This window comes from Sphingomonas sp. P3_C5 (genome assembly GCF_056402635.1).
The window spans coordinates 122,676-136,574 of record NZ_JBFUHA010000001.1; the positions used below are offsets into that span (position 1 = coordinate 122,676).

The following is a 13,899-nucleotide window of genomic DNA, read 5'->3' on the forward strand; positions in this document are numbered from 1 at the left end:
CCGCTGTTTCGAGAATACCGCCTCAAGCCGACAACTAGCTTGAATGACGTTCAAATAGCTGACGTGAATCTGTCGATTGTCATGCCTGACAATTATTTTTGAGCGGTCACCGTCAGCCAACGCGCCGGTTCGCTGAAATGGCCGACGCCATCATACTCATCGCACATTATCGATGCCCATATCCCGGTCTCGCCATATATGCGCTCGGCGTCCTGGCGTTCCAGATAATTGTAATAGCGCTGGTGCTTGTCCCGGCCTTCGGCTCCCGCCGTTTTGTAACTCGCAAAATGCCAGCCGCCCGGCTTCAGCGCCTTCCAGACGCGTGTCAGAATCGCGGGCAATGCCAGAAGCGGCACGTGCAGCAGAGAGGCGCACGCAACGACCGCATCGTAACTTTCCTGCGCATCGAGGTCGTCGAAACGAAGAACCCGAACCGCGCGCCCGAGCCGCTCGCTCGCAAGCGCGGCCATGGCGGGCGTACCGTCGGTTGCATCGATTTCGAACCCCCGCCTCGCCATTTCTGCGGCATCGCATCCGCTGCCACAGCCAAGTTCAAGGATGCGCGAACCGGGGCTGAGATTGGACAGAAATGCCACGAGTTCGGGCGTTACCTCGTCCGGGCGCGCCGCCGAATAGGATACCGCATTCGAATCGTAAAAGTTGATGGTATCTTGATCGAACGGGGAAGGCGTCGGACTTGGTGGGTCAGATCCGTCGGACACGTCGCTAGCTCCTTGTTCGAGACGCCGCCCGCCTCAGAAAAGCCCCAGCGCCGCGACCTCTTCCGCTGTAAGCGCAATCCCGAACAATTTGGCGAGTCGGGTGCGATATGTCTCGGCATCGACGATCTCGACAATCGTCTCCTCCTCCCCCGCTCGGCTGCGCTCGACCCGGTCGGTCAGGCTCGCAAGCCCCCTGGGCAGCACGAGGCTGGCGAGGCGGACCTGCCTGAAGCGGCTTTGGGGCGCCGCCGAGGTCCAGTGATTGCCCATTGCGAGATCGGAATCCCAGACCTGCGCCAGGGTGAAGCTGTATTGGGGCTGGAAGCCGACCCCGGTATTGCGCCCATCAGTCGTGCCGGGATGGCCGTCTCGCGTCAGCATCCAGCCATGCACCGGGTCCTTCGCAAGGCGGAAGCGGGCGCCGTCCGGGGCTTCGACCTCAGCCCCCTCAGCGAGTGGCAGGATCGGCGAATAGCTGCCACCGAAGCCGGGGTCGGCGATCCAGTCCTGCCCCGCGATCGTCACCAGGCTGAAGACATGGGTGAGCGGCGGGGTTTCGCTCGCGGCTAGCCAGACTCGCGCAAGCACCGGACGGGCGGTGAAACCGAGCGCTGCCAGTGCATCGATAAACAGCCGGTTCTGCTCGAAGCAATAGCCGCCGCGGCGCGCGGTCACGAGCTTCGCGAAGACCGACGCGCTGTCGATGCGGATGCCCCGATCGAGGATGACGTCGAGATTCTCGAAGGGGATGGCAAGGCGGTGGGCGCGCTGCAGCAGGTCGAGGCCTTCAGCATCGGCGGCAGGTGGCGCGTCGAGCGCGATACGGGCGAGATAGGCGTTGAGATCGAACATGGTGATACCCTGTAGATGGAGAGCGGCGGAGATCAGTCAAGGCGAGGCTTTGGACCTCGATCGTCAACGAGCTCAGAGCGAATGGAGATGAGGGATCAGGTCAGCCGCGCCGCGGCAGCTCGGGTGCGGACGTCGCGATCGGGCGCCGATCTTGCCGCCATCCCCTGATAGCGCGCCAGAGTTTCGGCATCGGCGCGCTCGGGAGATCCTGAATCGAACGGCGGTGCGGGATCATATTCGAGGCTGAGCTGGACGAGTTTCGCATGCGCCTCGCCGCGGATCGCGGCGGTGAGCGCGAGGCCGAAGTCGATGCCCGCGGTCACGCCGCCACCGGTCGCGCGGTTGCGATCGAACACGAAGCGCTCCTTGACCGGAATTGCGCCGAACGCAGCGAGATGATGGTGCGAGGCCCAATGGGTCGTGGCGCGATAGCCTTTGAGCAGGCCGGCGGCGCCCAGCAGCAGGGCGCCGGTACACACGCTCGTAACCCAGGTTGCGTCTTCCGCAGCGCTCTTCACCCAGGCGAGAGTCGCTTCATCCTCCATCGCATCCTGGATGCCGAAGCCGCCGGGGATGCAGAGAATGTCGGGCTGGAGCGCGTCAGCGAAGGTGACGGTCGGCAGCAGGGCGAAGCCGGCGTCGGTCGGCACCGGATCTCGGGTCTTCGCGACAAGATCGATCGTTGCGTTGCCGAGGCGCGACAGCACTTGCGCCGGCCCGGTCAGATCGAGCTGGGTGACATTCGGAAAGAGCAGAAAGGCGATTCGGATGGGCGACATCTCGGGCACAGGAACCTCCAACCATCGAGGAAATGCCCAGGCGAGCGGCCATCTTACATCTCGCGCTTCCCCGTGGTGCTCCACGATTCGCCAGTCACGCGAGGACTGGCTGAATATCCGCTGGCGCCTTTGCGGGCAAGCCGGCTTGCCGCACGATCCAGACCAGCAGCGGCACGGCGATCGCCAGCCAGGGCAGCAGGCCGAGCGCCGGCGGCCAGCCCCAATATTCGCCGGGAAGATCATGGATCTCGCCGCGCATGAACCCCTTCAGGATCGGGTTGGCGAGCGGGAAGGGGAATTCGCTCGGCGCAGCGATCTCGACGGCAGCCACCGCCAGGTTGAGGAACATGCCCGAAGCAATCAGCCCGGCGATCCAGCCGCGCCCGGTCGCGCGCCAATCCCGCCATAAGGGCGCGATGCCGAGTGCGAGGAAGCCGACCATCGGGATCGAATGGCGCGGCCCGGTGGAGAAGCCGCCGTCCCAATAGACGTAAGAGGCATTGTAGAGCAGCACGATGACCGTGATGGTCGCAGCGAGGATAGCGAGATCGCGCGTTTCCGGCGCGCGGGCCAATCGGGCGATGCCGAACGGCGCGAGGAACAGGATCGGCGCAAGCCAGAACAGGCCGCGCGCGGTGCCAAACGTGATTTCGCCCAGCACGGCGAGCTTGGGATAGGTCAGCCCGAAAAAGCCCTGGTTCATGCCGTCGAACCCGACCACGCCGGAATAGCCGACCTTGAACAAGGTGCCGAAGGCGATCTCGTTATAGCAGATGAGAGGAACCAACGCGGCGATGCCGGCGGCGGCGGCGAGCCCGAACAGGCGCGCGCGGAGCGGCCAGGCGAGATGGCGGGTCCGCCAGATCACCCAGATGACGATCGGCGTGGCGGAGATGACCGTGGGATATTCGATGACCAGCGCCCAGCCCAGTGCTCCGCCGGCGATGAGCGGATAGCGCCACCGCGCTGAAGCGCGCGGCGTTTCCATGGAAACGCMGCGCGCTTCAGATTCCTTTTGGTCGCGTGCTTGATTGCGAATAGCCGGATTCCACCTATTCGCAGCACGCTCCGGCTCACGCTCGCCCGAGGTGCCACGCCAGATCGCCCAGGTCGCGATCAGCAGCAGGGCGCCGACTGGGGCATGACCGAACAGGGTGGTCGACCAGCCCCATACGGGGGTCGCCAGCGCATAGCCGAGCGCGGTCACCAGCCCTGCTTGCGGGCTGCCGGTGATGCCGGTCGCAAGATCGAACAGGAGGACAGCGGCAAGCGCAGTGATGACCGCGACCGACATCGCGACCGCGAGCCGCAGCCGGAGCTGCATGAACCCGGAAAAACCGTCATTGTTGATTCTGCGCGGATAGCTGGCGGAGGTCGTCCCCGTCAGCAGATTGGCGATCCCGACCGCCGGCATCGCCATCAGCGTCATGCCCGGCGCCTTGTCAAGATAGACATGGTCACCGAACTCGGCCTTGTCGATCGTCATCCTCTTGAACTCGTCGATCGTCGCCTTGTGCTGTTCGACCAGCGAAATGGCCGCGAACAGGCGGGTCGAATTGTTCGGATTGAATTGCCACGAGCCGAACCAGACGATCGACAGCCAGACGAGCGCGAACAGGCCAAGCGCCACCTTGTGGGGCCCGCGGACGGGCGAAGACAGGATCATCGGATCAGCCGAACAGCCAGGAGCCGAGCAAACGCCCGAAGGGAAGGGTGAAGAAGCCGGCGACGATCAGCGCGCCGGTGACCATCCCGCGCACATTGCCACGGTGGAGCGCGATCCGGTGGGTGCGGGCCGACCACCAGATGATCGGCGCGCTGACGATGACATAGGCGGAGAGGATGTGGATGAAGCTGAACCCGCCCGGATTGATCGAATGGACGAGGAGCGAGAACAGAGCGGCGAGAAAGATCGCGATCACCCAGACCCTGCCGAGCACGCGGTGCAGCTGACCGCCGCGCGGGCGCAGCAACTGGACGGGCGTCAAGGCAAGGGCTGTCAGGATGGTGACGAGATGCGCCCAGACCGGCCAGGGGACCCGATCCCAATGCGCATATCCGCGCACCAGGGCGGTGAGGACCGTAATCAGGAGTGCGGTCGCGGCGACCGCGAGGAACTTCTCATAGCCATCCGCCGCAAGCGGCTTCACCCGCGGGGCGGTTCCCGTGATAGTTGCCATTGAGATGCGCCCCGACCGAAAGACGGCGCCACCCTAGGGTCCAAACACGGTGCTCGCAACGGTTACGGAATCAGGGGAGCGAATCCTCGACGTGCTTTTCGTCGGCTTTCCTGTCCTTCTTCTCGGCGCGCGCTGCCTGGGCCTGTTGCAGGAAGCAGCCGGTCGAGCCGCCCGGGCCGACCGTCGAGCAACTGCCGATGCCGCCGGCGACAGTCGGATCGTTCACCAGGCCCTGCGCCCTCACCGCCCAGCTTTCATTTTGTGGCGTGACCTTGAATTCGCGCATCTCCTTGGGGATGCGGAATTGCTCCGCGGCACTGCGATGGGTGCAGACGACGATTTCGTTGCCATTCTTGTCGGTCGGGCAGCGTTCATTGCCGAACAGGACCAGCACGCCATTGACCGGCGCGTTGCGCGAGACCTCGGCGGGGCCTTCCGGCTTCGGCGCTGCGGGCGCACCGGGGAGCGCCGGAGCACGGGCAGGCGTCGAGACGGGCGCTGGGGTTGGGGTCGGCGTTCCCGTCTGAGCCGTTATGGGAGCCGGCGCTGCGGTCTGCGCTGTGGCGGGGCTGATGGCAGCCAGGGCTAGCGCGCCCGCGACAAGTTTGACGATCATTGCTCTCTCCCAGTTCAGAGCCGCTTGGCCGTCGCTATGGCTAGCTTGCAGCCGACCCGAATCAATGCGGTAAAGACCGGATAGGCGACGGCGCGTTCCGCACCCGAGGCGAGCGCGGTTTCGCGGTGCTCGACTTCCTCGGCCTGGAAATCGGCGATCGCCGCCGATAATTCCGGGTCGCTGTCGCCGAGGATTTCGAGCTGCTCGGCATAATGTTTGTCGATCTCGGTCTCGACCGCGACAGTGCAGGCCATCGCCGCTTCGGGACCGATCGCCGCCGTCACCGCACCGAGCGCGAAGCCGGCGACATTCCAGAAGGGCTGGAGCAGGGTCGGCCGCACGCCGCGCCGCGCCATCATCGCGTCGAAAAAGGCGCGGTGGCGCTCCTCCTGAATGGCCATGCCGGCGATCTTGCGGGCGACGGGCGTGCGATCGCCCATCACCGCGAGCTGCCCGGCATAGATCCGCGTCGCGCCATATTCGCCGGCCTGATCGACGCGGACCATCGAACCAGTCGCGCGCTTCGCGTCGCCGGGCCGCCAGGTGCTGGTGGCATTCATGATCTGGGCCGTCGCATCAGCCACAAGATGGTAGCGCCGCCGCCCAGCGACAACAGTGCGTTGAAGCCGGCGAGCGAGATTCCGAACAGAGACCATTGCGCCACGTCGCAGCGCACGACGGGCGCCTTCATGATTCGGTCAAGCATGTCCTGGACTGAGCCGCCCGAGCCGGTCATGGTCGAGCTGCAGGCAGTGATGCCCTCCCACCAATGATATTCGACGCCGGCATGGTAGACGCCGATCGCGCCGCTGACGACGATCGCGAGCGTCGCAAGCAGCACCAGAGCGCGTTTCGCGCCCAAGCCCGGTACGACGAAGGCAAGCGCCGCGAGAACGATCGCGGCGATATGCGGATAGCGCTGCCACCAGCACATCTCGCACGGGTAAAGGTGACCGATATATTGCGACCCGAGCGCGCCTGCCATCAGGGCAAGCGGCAGCAGGAGCGCGAGGGCGCGGGCCGTGGCGAAGCGGTCACGGAGCATCAAAATACCTCGTCATGCCGGACGTGTTCCGGCACCCATTTCTCATCCCGCGCCGTCAGCGGTTGCGGCGCAATGGACCCCGGAACAAGTCCGGGGTGACGTAAGACGCGGGGGCAGGGGCTCACTTCCTCGTCACCGCTGCGATCTGCGGTGCCACGGCGACCCGGCCGATCGTCTTCAGTGCGTAATCGAGCTGGAAGTCCTCGACCCCTTTGGCCTTCAGCTGCTCAGGCGTCGCGGCGAAGCGGGGATCGGGCTTGGTATCCTCCTCGAGCACCGAATTGTTCGATTTGACCTCGTTGATCAGGTGGCGGCGCAGATCATCCTCGCGGAAGACCGGGCGCGACTTGTAATCGGCGTCGGAAATCTGCGGCACCTTGACGTCGGGCTCGATCCCGCCCTCCTGCACCGACCGGCCCGAAGGCGTGTAATAGCGCGAGGTGGTGAGGCGGAGCGCAGTGCCGTTGCCGAGATCGAGCACGGTCTGCACCGATCCCTTGCCGAACGAACGCTCGCCCATGATCAGCGCGCGGTGATGGTCCTGGAGGGCGCCCGCGACGATCTCCGAGGCCGAGGCGGTGCCAGCATTGGTCAGCACGATGACAGGCAGGCCATGCGCATAATCGCCGTTATGCGCGTAGAAGCGCTGGATATCGCCCTTTTCGCGGCCGCGCTCCGAGACGACTTCGCCATAGTTCAGGAAAACGTCAGCGACGTTCACCGCCTCGTCGCGAAGGCCGCCGCCATTGTCGCGCAGATCGACGACATAGCCGAGCGGCGCATGGCCGAGCGCCTTGTCGATGCCGAGGATCGCCGCCCTGGTCGCCGCGCCGGTATTTTCCGAGAAGGTGTTGATGTTGATATAGCCGACATTGCCCTTCACTTCCCATTTGACGGGCTTCTGGACGATGCGCTCGCGCGTGACCGCGATTTCGATCGGCTTGTCATGGCCGGGGCGGATCAGGGTCAGCGAAATCTTGCTGCCGGGAGGGCCGCGCATCTCGGTGATCGCCTCGTCGAGCGTTTCGCCGTAGATCAGCTTGCCGTTGATATGGGTGATGTAGTCGCCGGACTTGATGCCGGCGCGCCAGCCGGGCGTGTCCTCCTGCGGGGCAATGACCTTGACGGCGCCATCCTCGAGCGTGACGCTGAGGCCGAGGCCGCCATAGCTGCCCGAAGTCTGGATGCGCAGATTGTCGTAATCCAGCCCGGTCTCATAGGCGCTGTGCGGATCGAGCGCGGCGAGCATGCCGCTGATCGCTCCCTTGATCAGCGTCTTGTCATCGACCTTGTCGACATAATCGGCCTTCACCCGGTTGAAGACGTCCATGAAGACATCGATCTCGCGATAGGTGTCGGTATCGACCGCCGCCATCGCGCTGGTGCCGACGGGCACGATCGCCAGCGCGATCGCAATCGCTGAGGCCTGAAAAAACGCACGGGACGCGAGACGTGTCATCGAAATGAATACCTGCAAGAAGCTGACTGTTCGCACAGTAGCGCTATTTTCGGCCTGATCAAAGCCAAGGCGCCTGAACGGGAACTGACTGGAGGCGAGACTCAGCCGAGGAGCGGCGTCATGTCGATAGCGCGGTCACGCCTGCGGAGCTCGATGGTAATGCGCGGATCGTCGCCGCTGCCCGCCGCCCCGATCGGCGCACCCTGTGCGACACGCTCGCCGACGCGCGCCGATACCCCACCAAGCCCGGAAATCAGCGAGGTCCAGCCGCCGCCATGATCGATGATGACGATCGTGCCGTATCCGCGGAACGGGCCGGCAAAGGCGATCCGTCCTGCGGCGGGCGCAACCACCTGCGCCTCCTTCGCGCTGACGATGGTAAGGCCGCGCGAGCGCACGCCGGCATCAGAAAGCTCGCCAAGCCCGGTCACCACCCGTCCCACAACGGGAAGCCGGTAGGGCGGTGCGCTGTGCGACCAGGAGATGGTGTCGACCGGCGAGGCGACCTCGCCCGGGCGCGGCGGACGCGGCAGCGGGCCGGGCAGCGATTCGAGCTCCTCCCGCGTTGCGGCCTGATTGCCGAGCTGATCCATCAGGTCGACAATGTCGCGGGCATGCTCGCCGAGCGCGATCGCGCGGTCCGATTCGAACAGAGCGTCGCGGCCGAGCGCGCGCGAGCGCAGCCGGTGCTCTGCCTCGAGCCGGGTCAGTGACAGCCTTTGCTCCTCGAGCTGGGTGCGGCTGTCGGCGAGCGCCTTTGCCGCGGCGGTCGCGCCTGCCTGAAGCTGGCGGGTGCGGGCGAGATCGGCGCGGACATCGGCGGTGCGGGCGCGGATGACCGGCAAAGTGTTCGACAGGACGGCACGGACATGGACGAGATCGTCGACTGAACCGGGCTGGACGATGCTGATCATCGCCGGCCGCCGGGCGAGCGATTGCAGCGCGGCCATCAGCCGCGTGACCGGGCCCTGGCGGACGGCGAGCCGGGTGCGCTGGGCGGCGAGCAGCCGGTTGATGATGGCGATCCGCGCCTGGCCGGCGGCGATATCGGCCTCGATCTGCTGGATGTGCGCCGCGACCGCCGCTTCCTGCGCGCGCGCCTGGAGCGCCTGATCCTTCTCGTTCGCAGCGGCGCGTTCGAGCCTGGCCGAGCGTTCCGCGGCAGCCTGGGATGCCGCCTTGGCTTCGATGAGGCGCTGTTGCTGTTCTGAAACCGGGGTTTGGGCGGATGCAGTGAAGAAGCCGCCCGCAGCCAGAGCGACGATCGCGATCCCTCCCCAGGCGTGCCTTCCCCTCATCGCACTATCCTTCGCGATGATAAGGGTGGTTGGCAAGGATGCTCGCCGCGCGCCACAATTGCTCTGCAAGCATCGCGCGGGCGAGGAGATGCGGCCAGGTGGCGCGGCCGAACGACAAAAGCAGGTCGGCGCCGGCACGTTCGGCATCATCGAAGCCGTCCGCCGCGCCGATCAGGAAACGGGTTTCGCGAACGCCCTCGTCGCGCCATTTGCCGAGCCGGTCGGCAAAGGCGCGCGAGCCGAGCATCTCACCGGTTTCGTCGAGCATCACGATCCGGGTCTGGCCTTCGACCGGCGGCATCTTGCCGCCGCTATCGGGCAATTCCGTCAGCCGAACCGGCCAGGTGAGCCGCTTCACATAGCGATCGACCAGCTCGGCCTCCGGCCCGCGCCCGATCCGGCCGCGCGCGACGATGTGGAGCAGCAAGCCGGTTTACGCGTCGCGTGCGGGCGTCGGTTCGGCGGGGGGCTCGGCGGGCGGCGCGTCACCGAATGCCCACATCCGCTCCAGATTATAGAAGCTGCGCACTTCGGGCCGGAACAGATGGACGATCACATCGCCGGCATCGATCAGCACCCAGTCAGCCGTCGGCAGGCCTTCGATTCGCGTGGTGCGGCCAAGCTCGCCCTTGATCTTCTCGGCGAGCTTCGATGCCATCGACGCCACCTGGCGGGTCGAGCGGCCGCTGGCGATCACCATGTGATCGGCAATGCTGCTCTTCCCCGCAAGCGGGATCGAGATCGTGTCGACTGCCTGATCGTCATCGAGCGACGCCAGGACGAGTTGATGCAGTGCGTCGACCTCTTCGGGATCGGTCGCACGCAAAACGGGGGAAGATAAGGCCAAGACGGTTCCTATGTTGAGGGTGAGGACGGTAATCGCGGCATAAAACGCCGCTGCCAGGCGGGATCGGCCATGCGAAGCCGGGTCGCAGAAGTCGGGTCGGGGCGGAATCGCAACAGCACGAGTGCCGGCATTCTCCACTTCGTCCAGTTCTTTGCCTGGCATGCGGGCCGGATGAAGCGCCGCAACCAACCCATCGCGGGGGCCGCGCGGGCAGCGCCATCATAGCCCGGACGCGCCACGACCGCAATCGGAACCTCATGGGCGATCCGGCGCCACCCCCGCCACCGGTCGAACTGGGCGAGATTGTCCGATCCCATGAGCCAGATGAAGCGCTTGTTGGGGTAGCGGCGGTTGAGCGCACGGACCGTATCCATGGTGTAGCGCGTGCCCAGTTTCAGCTCGATTGCGCTGGCGCGGATCGGCGCATGCCGCGCCATCCGCCGCGCCGAGCCGAAGCGCGCGGCGAACGGCGCCATATCGCCCGACTTCTCCTTCAGGGGATTGCCGGGCGACACCAGCCACCACACTTCGTCGAGGCCCAGCGCGGCGATCGCGGCAAGGCTGATCGCGCGGTGGCCGCGATGCGCCGGGTTGAACGAGCCGCCGAGGATGCCGATGCGGGTCATTCCGGGATTACCCGCCAATCCTGCTGCGCATGATGAACGCGCACCACGGAAATCCCTTCGTCGGTAGGCTCGTATATCAGAACATAGCGAGTCTTGCGCGGACGCCATTTCCGCCATCGCCGATATCCCATGGCGGATCCGGCTGACGGAAACCGAAGCAGCCAGTGCGCGGCGAGGATGATGCGATCAAGGGAATCCTGCGCGATCTCCGGGCTGAAATTGGAGAGATAATCGCGGATTCCTACCAGATCTTCAGTCGCGGAACGCGTCCACGTAACGCGCTTCATGCAGCGTCACGCTGTTCCCGCTTGACGTTGAACATCGCCTCGACTTCTTCCTGGGCGAAGACCCTGCCGGCCTCGATATCAGCCTCGCCCTCGCGGATCATCGCGAGGAGCTGAGACTCCTCATCGACATAGCGCTCGATAGCGCGCGAGACGAGCCAGCCCCGACTACGATCATAATCTCGCGCCAGCTGATCCAGGCGATCATTCAAATCTGGCTCGATACGGGCAGTGACAACGGCAGTTTTGGTCATGTATCGAATGTATACAAACGATACGCGAAATCAATCCCCGTGCGTCTGCTGTTTCAGCACGGCGTCGCGACAGGTGCTCTGCGTATCTGCCCCTTATGCTGCAATCATAGTCAGGGCCTGATCTGGCCGGTGCCCCGCACGATCCATTTATAGGTGGTGAGGCCCTCCAGCGCGACCGGACCGCGCGCATGGAGTCGCCCGGTGGCGATACCGATCTCGGCGCCCAGGCCGAATTCGCCGCCATCAGCGAACTGGGTCGAGGCGTTCCACAGCACGATCGCGCTGTCGACGCCTGCGAGGAAGCGCTCGGCCACGCCCTCATCGCTTGCGACGATCGCATCGGTGTGATGCGACCCGTGCGCGGCGATATGCGCCATCGCGCCTTCGACGCCATCGACCATCGCCACTGAGGCAATCGCCTCAAGATATTCAGTGTCCCAGTCGGCGTCGCTGGCGGGCAAGACGCCGGGCACCAATGCGCGCACCCCCTCGTCTCCGCGTACTTCGCAGCTCGTACCGACCAGCGCGCTGACCAGCTCGCCGGCCTGCGGATAGTCGCGGTCGATCAGCAACGTCTCCATCGCACCGCAAATGCCGGTGCGCCGCATCTTGGCGTTGACGGTGATCGCCTCCGCCATGGTCGGATCAGCCGAGGCATCGACATAGACATGGTTGATGCCGTCGAGATGCGCGAGCACGGGCACACGCGCCTCAGCCTGAACGCGCGCCACCAGGCTCTTGCCGCCGCGGGGCACGACCAGATCGATCGCGCCCTCGGCGCCAAGCATCGCCCCCACCGCCGCACGATCCGTCGTCGGCACGAGTTGCACCGCGTCGCGCGGCAAACCCTCTTGCTCCAGTCCGGCGACAAAGGCCGCATGGATAGCGCGATTGCTCTCGATCGCTTCCGATCCGCCGCGCAGGATGACGGCATTGCCCGATTTGACGCAGAGCGCGGCCGCGTCAGCGGTCACGTTCGGGCGGCTTTCATAGATGATGCCGATCACGCCGATCGGCACGCGGATCCGACGCAGCACGAGCCCGTTGGGGCGACGATTCTCGTCGATCAGCTGACCGACAGGATCGCGGAGCAGCGCGACCGTGGCGACGCCCGCGGCCATCGCATCGATCCGCTTGGCATCGAGACGGAGACGATCGAGCATCGCGCCCGACAAGCCGCTCGCTTGAGCGCGCGCCATGTCCGCGGCGTTGGCGGCCAGGATATCGGGTGCTGCCTCGCGAAGCGCCTCTGCCGCTGCTTCCAGCGCCCTGCTCTTGGCAGCACTCGACATGCCGGCGACCAGTCGCGCCGCCGCGCGGGCGCGCTTGCCCATATCGGCGATCAAGCCTGTGGAATCGATTTCGACGTCAGCCATGACAATATCGCTACCACGCTCGCCGCCGCCTGCCAAAGCCCTATCGCCTAAACTGCATCCGGTGATAATCGGGCGCGATGAGCGGGGGAATAGAAGCAGCCGGCGATATCGCCACGGGAGCCCTGATCGGGCGTGCCTTTGAGCCGGGCGCCGGGGAGGGGCCTGGCAGTGCCGAGCATGGACTATGCCTCAATTGCGGCACTGCGCTGATCGGCGACTATTGCCACGCCTGCGGCCAAGCCGAGCATGTTCATCGGACATTGAGCTCGATTCTGCACGACCTGCTCCACGGCGTCTTCCATTTCGAGGGGAAGGTGTGGCGCACGGTGCCGATGCTCGCCTTCCACCCGGGAGCGCTGACCCGGCGCTTCATCGCTGGCGAGCGCGCGCGCTTCGTCTCGCCGCTGGCGCTGTTCCTGTTCTCGGTCTTCCTGATGTTCGCGACGATCCACACGTTCAACGGCGAACTCGAGATCCCCAACCGGACCACCGCAACGCCCAAGCAGATAGCCAACCTCGACCGGCAGATCGCAGTGGCTACCGCAAACCTTAAACAGGCAGAGGCGGATCATGCGCATAAGCCCCCCGGCATCGAGGATGGAGAGCTGATTGCCGCCAGGAGGGTTCTCAAATCTTTCCAGATCGCGCGCGCCACCTTGGCGCCAGGCAAGGACGGGAACCAGGGGATCAGCTTCAAAAAGGTGAACACGGGATGGGAGATGTTCGACAAGGGCATCGAGAAGGCGCGCGAAAATCCCGGCCTCGCGCTCTACAAACTGCAATCGAGCGCCTATAAATTCTCCTGGGCGCTGATCCCGATCTCGGTGCCGTTCGTGGCGCTGATGTTCCTGTGGCGTCGCCGCTTCCACCTGTACGACCATGCCATCTTCGTCACCTATTCGCTGGCGTTCATGATGCTGTTCGTCGTTGCTCTCACCGTCGCCGGCTCTATCGGTCTATCTACCGGCCTGATCATATTGGCCGCGCTGACCGTGCCGCCCGTGCATATGTTCGCGCAGCTGCGCGGCGCTTATTCGCTGCGCAAACGCTCGGCCTTGTGGCGGACGATAGCGCTGATGATCTTCTCCGTCGTCGCCCTCAGCGCCTTTGCCATCCTGCTGCTGGTTCTCGGCCTGATGGAATAGTCAGCTGCAGGGGTAGCGCTTGTCCATGAAGCCGTAAAAGGCCGCTTTCACGCTCATCGAGCGCTTCGCGGGTGGGATCGCCTGGAACGACGCCATCAACGTGTTCGAATCGACCTTCGCCTGGCCTTTGGGTGGCGGACAACTCCGCGGCTTGCGATGTGCGGCCTGGGCAGCGTCGAGCTCGGCGCGATAGGCAGTGGCCGCGGTCTTGATCTCGTCACGGACCAAGGTGAGATCGGGCGAGAGCATCGCCGAAAAACCTTTCGCCTGAAGCGCGGCCGTCTTTGCGAGGAACTCGTTGACCGTCATCGCCTGAGCTGCCGCCGGCAGCAGCATGAATGCCAGTGCTGTTACCCTGATCGTTCCGCGCATCGCCGCCCCCTGAAATCTTGTCCCGAACGTCTGGCGGCGAGGAT

General features: G+C 65.1%; 18 protein-coding genes and 1 riboswitch. Of the genes, 1 reads left to right on the forward strand and 17 read right to left on the reverse strand.

The annotated features are described in order from the left end of the window. Positions 1-92 precede the first annotated feature (92 nt). The 16 genes from AC1DVS_RS00590 to AC1DVS_RS00665 all read right to left on the reverse strand — a co-directional run bounded on the left by AC1DVS_RS00590 (position 93) and on the right by AC1DVS_RS00665 (position 12,338). Positions 93-722: a class I SAM-dependent methyltransferase gene (locus tag AC1DVS_RS00590; protein WP_478019318.1), complete on the reverse strand. Its 630-nt coding sequence runs from the start codon at positions 720-722 to the stop codon at positions 93-95. Between the two features lie 33 nt (positions 723-755). After that, positions 756-1,574, reverse strand: coding sequence for an arylamine N-acetyltransferase family protein (locus tag AC1DVS_RS00595; RefSeq protein ID WP_478019320.1), 819 nt, complete (start codon positions 1,572-1,574; stop codon positions 756-758). Positions 1,575-1,669: 95 nt separating this feature from the next. Continuing rightward, entirely contained in the window at positions 1,670-2,353 is a 684-nt protein-coding gene (locus AC1DVS_RS00600) for a DJ-1/PfpI family protein (protein ID WP_478021191.1), read from the reverse strand. A gap of 27 nt (positions 2,354-2,380) precedes the next feature. Beyond that, positions 2,381-2,461: riboswitch (ZMP/ZTP riboswitch) on the reverse strand. Further along, positions 2,448-4,019, reverse strand: a complete 1,572-nt coding sequence (locus tag AC1DVS_RS00605; RefSeq protein ID WP_478019322.1) for a hypothetical protein — start codon at positions 4,017-4,019, stop codon at positions 2,448-2,450. It overlaps the preceding riboswitch by 14 nt. A gap of 4 nt (positions 4,020-4,023) precedes the next feature. Next, entirely contained in the window at positions 4,024-4,533 is a 510-nt protein-coding gene (locus AC1DVS_RS00610) for a DUF2306 domain-containing protein (RefSeq protein ID WP_478019324.1), read from the reverse strand. A gap of 70 nt (positions 4,534-4,603) precedes the next feature. Further along, positions 4,604-5,149 carry a hypothetical protein gene (locus AC1DVS_RS00615; RefSeq protein WP_478019326.1) on the reverse strand — a complete coding sequence of 182 codons (546 nt, stop codon included), beginning with the start codon at positions 5,147-5,149 and terminating at the stop codon, positions 4,604-4,606. 14 nt (positions 5,150-5,163) lie between these two features. Further along, the gene (locus tag AC1DVS_RS00620) at positions 5,164-5,709 is read right to left on the reverse strand and encodes a demethoxyubiquinone hydroxylase family protein (RefSeq protein ID WP_478021193.1); all 546 of its coding nucleotides are present in this window, start codon (positions 5,707-5,709) and stop codon (positions 5,164-5,166) included. After that, positions 5,706-6,194: a disulfide bond formation protein B gene (locus AC1DVS_RS00625; protein WP_478019327.1), complete on the reverse strand. Its 489-nt coding sequence runs from the start codon at positions 6,192-6,194 to the stop codon at positions 5,706-5,708. Before AC1DVS_RS00625 ends, AC1DVS_RS00620 begins: the two co-directional genes overlap by 4 nt. 121 nt (positions 6,195-6,315) lie before the next feature. Then, on the reverse strand, positions 6,316-7,653 hold the full coding sequence (locus tag AC1DVS_RS00630) for a S41 family peptidase (protein ID WP_478019329.1): 1,338 nt from the start codon (positions 7,651-7,653) through the stop codon (positions 6,316-6,318). A gap of 101 nt (positions 7,654-7,754) precedes the next feature. Beyond that, the gene (locus AC1DVS_RS00635; protein ID WP_478019331.1) at positions 7,755-8,951 is read right to left on the reverse strand and encodes a murein hydrolase activator EnvC family protein; all 1,197 of its coding nucleotides are present in this window, start codon (positions 8,949-8,951) and stop codon (positions 7,755-7,757) included. Between the two features lie 4 nt (positions 8,952-8,955). Next, positions 8,956-9,378, reverse strand: a complete 423-nt coding sequence (locus tag AC1DVS_RS00640; protein WP_478019333.1) for a 23S rRNA (pseudouridine(1915)-N(3))-methyltransferase RlmH — start codon at positions 9,376-9,378, stop codon at positions 8,956-8,958. A 6-nt stretch (positions 9,379-9,384) separates the two neighbouring features. After that, complete coding sequence (rsfS, locus tag AC1DVS_RS00645) at positions 9,385-9,798, reverse strand: ribosome silencing factor (protein ID WP_478019335.1); 414 nt, start codon at positions 9,796-9,798, stop codon at positions 9,385-9,387. A gap of 8 nt (positions 9,799-9,806) precedes the next feature. Next, positions 9,807-10,424 carry a nicotinate-nucleotide adenylyltransferase gene (locus AC1DVS_RS00650; RefSeq protein WP_478019337.1) on the reverse strand — a complete coding sequence of 206 codons (618 nt, stop codon included), beginning with the start codon at positions 10,422-10,424 and terminating at the stop codon, positions 9,807-9,809. Then, positions 10,421-10,711: a type II toxin-antitoxin system RelE/ParE family toxin gene (locus tag AC1DVS_RS00655; protein WP_478019339.1), complete on the reverse strand. Its 291-nt coding sequence runs from the start codon at positions 10,709-10,711 to the stop codon at positions 10,421-10,423. Before AC1DVS_RS00655 ends, AC1DVS_RS00650 begins: the two co-directional genes overlap by 4 nt. Beyond that, on the reverse strand, positions 10,708-10,962 hold the full coding sequence (locus AC1DVS_RS00660) for a CopG family ribbon-helix-helix protein (protein ID WP_478019341.1): 255 nt from the start codon (positions 10,960-10,962) through the stop codon (positions 10,708-10,710). The genes AC1DVS_RS00655 and AC1DVS_RS00660 overlap by 4 nt, the downstream gene beginning before the upstream one ends. 110 nt (positions 10,963-11,072) lie before the next feature. Beyond that, entirely contained in the window at positions 11,073-12,338 is a 1,266-nt protein-coding gene (locus AC1DVS_RS00665; protein ID WP_478019343.1) for a glutamate-5-semialdehyde dehydrogenase, read from the reverse strand. 77 nt (positions 12,339-12,415) lie between these two features. Between AC1DVS_RS00665 and AC1DVS_RS00670 the strand changes: the two genes are divergently transcribed. Further along, positions 12,416-13,483 carry a DUF3667 domain-containing protein gene (locus tag AC1DVS_RS00670; RefSeq protein WP_478019345.1) on the forward strand — a complete coding sequence of 356 codons (1,068 nt, stop codon included), beginning with the start codon at positions 12,416-12,418 and terminating at the stop codon, positions 13,481-13,483. Here the strand turns inward: AC1DVS_RS00670 and AC1DVS_RS00675 are convergent, their stop codons facing one another. After that, entirely contained in the window at positions 13,484-13,855 is a 372-nt protein-coding gene (locus AC1DVS_RS00675) for a hypothetical protein (protein WP_478019347.1), read from the reverse strand. Between the last annotated feature and the right edge of the window lie 44 nt (positions 13,856-13,899).